This is a genomic window from Citromicrobium sp. JLT1363 (assembly GCF_000186705.1).
Classification (GTDB): Bacteria; Pseudomonadota; Alphaproteobacteria; order Sphingomonadales; family Sphingomonadaceae; genus Alteriqipengyuania.
Window position 1 is genome coordinate 1 of sequence record NZ_AEUE01000017.1, and the last position, 507, is coordinate 507.

Here is a 507-nt window from a genome sequence, read left to right on the forward strand (position 1 = left end):
TGCAGATTGCCGCGTTGCTTGCGGTTCTGCCCTTTGTATGGGCTTCGTTGCCCGACGACGTGAAAGCCTACGTTCCCGACGAATGGCGACCCTTCATTGTGTCGGCTGTGGCCCTTGGGGTTATCGTCGGTCGCCTGAAAGACCAACCGGGCCGCACAGGCCGCGCACAGGGGCCGAAAGGGGGCGACCATGCTTAACGGGCTTTTGGGCGACCTGTTGCCCACACTGGCAATCGTTGCGGGGCTTGTGGCGGCGTTTTTCGGGTATACCCGGAAGACGCGCAAAGACGCCGAAAAGGCTACGCGCAATGAAATGGAAAACGACGCTATCAAAGAATACGTCAAGGAACGAAAGGAAATCGACAATGCGACGCCTGTTGATACTGTGCCTAATTCTGCCCGTGACCGCTTGCGCGACCGCCAAGCCAAGCGCGACCGTCAACCCGACGATTGAACTTGACGACGGCACGACGGAAACGTTGAACGCCGTGTGCGACGGATTGCGCGA

2 protein-coding genes are annotated in these 507 nt (G+C 59.0%); both read left to right on the plus strand.

The window, feature by feature from the left end; all coding sequences use genetic code 11:
• Positions 1-197 (plus strand): DUF7940 domain-containing protein (locus tag ADAD_RS17280; RefSeq protein WP_010415647.1); only part of this gene is annotated, 197 nt, incomplete at its 5' end.
• Positions 190-453 (plus strand): hypothetical protein, encoded by a 264-nt coding sequence (locus tag ADAD_RS0115175; RefSeq protein ID WP_139020494.1) that lies wholly within the window; start codon positions 190-192, stop codon positions 451-453. The genes ADAD_RS17280 and ADAD_RS0115175, both read left to right, overlap by 8 nt.
• The last annotated feature ends 54 nt before the right edge of the window (positions 454-507 follow it).

Excerpts from the sequence above, each read along its gene's own strand:
- ADAD_RS0115175 (WP_139020494.1), top strand. The coding sequence starts at position 190 with ATGCTTAACGGGCTTTTGGGCGACCTGTTGCCCACACTGGCAATCGTT.